The 1,097-nt window shown below is 46.5% G+C and carries 1 protein-coding gene; it reads left to right on the top strand.

The genetic code is table 11. The annotated features are described in order from the left end of the window. Positions 1-63: 63 nt before the first annotated feature. Positions 64-1,097, top strand: a 1,034-nt coding sequence (locus tag FYM52_RS18540) for an ion transporter (protein WP_238826272.1), incomplete at its 3' end; no start/stop codon positions are given.

The raw sequence follows: 1,097 nt of genomic DNA, 5'->3' as shown, positions 1-1,097 counted from the left end.
CCTTTCTTTCTGATAGAGACACTCTGTATCATCTGGTTTACATTCGAACTGACTGTTAGGTTCTTGGCTTGTCCCAACAAGCTCAACTTTTGTCGCGATGTAATGAACGTGATTGATATTATAGCAATTATACCTTATTTTATTACCTTGGCTACAGTAGTCGCAGAAGAGGAAGATACTCTGAACCTCCCAAAGGCCCCCGTTTCCCCTCAAGATAAAAGCTCTAACCAGGCAATGTCCCTGGCAATCCTCAGGGTGATAAGGCTGGTCCGGGTGTTCAGGATTTTTAAGTTGTCTCGACACTCCAAGGGGCTCCAAATTCTTGGTCGGACATTGAAGGCTTCTATGAGAGAACTCGGCCTCCTGATTTTTTTTCTCTTCATAGGGGTTGTATTGTTCAGTAGCGCAGTCTACTTTGCAGAAGCAGGATCTGAAAATAGCTTTTTTAAATCAATTCCTGACGCTTTCTGGTGGGCCGTCGTGACTATGACAACTGTAGGATACGGAGATATGACCCCTGTTGGAGTTTGGGGCAAAATAGTCGGAAGCCTTTGTGCTATTGCAGGCGTACTGACCATAGCCTTGCCAGTTCCAGTAATCGTTTCTAATTTTAATTATTTCTACCATCGAGAGACTGACCAGGAAGAAATGCAGAGTCAGAACTTCAACCATGTCACTAGCTGCCCTTATCTTCCAGGCACTCTCGTAGGTCAGCACATGAAGAAGTCATCCTTGTCTGAATCTAGCAGTGACATGATGGATTTGGACGACGGTGTTGAAAGTACCCCTGGACTGACAGAAACACACCCTGGTCGGTCTGCAGTGGCCCCCTTCCTGGGTGCTCAACAACAGCAGCAACAACCCGTGGCCAGTTCATTGTCAATGTCAATAGATAAGCAGCTTCAACACCCTTTGCAACAATTGACACAAACTCAGCTTTATCAACAACAGCAACAACAGCAACAGCAACAACAGAACGGTTTTAAGCAGCAGCAACAACAAACCCAGCAGCAATTGCAACAACAGCAGTCTCACACAATCAACGCTTCCGCAGCCGCTGCAACCTCAGGATCTGGGAGTAGCGGCCTGACCATGCG

The sequence above is a fragment of the Comamonas sp. CAH-2 genome (genome assembly GCF_009668305.1).
Taxonomy (GTDB): Bacteria; Pseudomonadota; Gammaproteobacteria; order Burkholderiales; family Burkholderiaceae_C; genus Comamonas; species Comamonas aquatica.
Note: the sequence above shows the minus strand (reverse complement) of the source record. Positions and strands in the feature narration are given on the sequence as shown.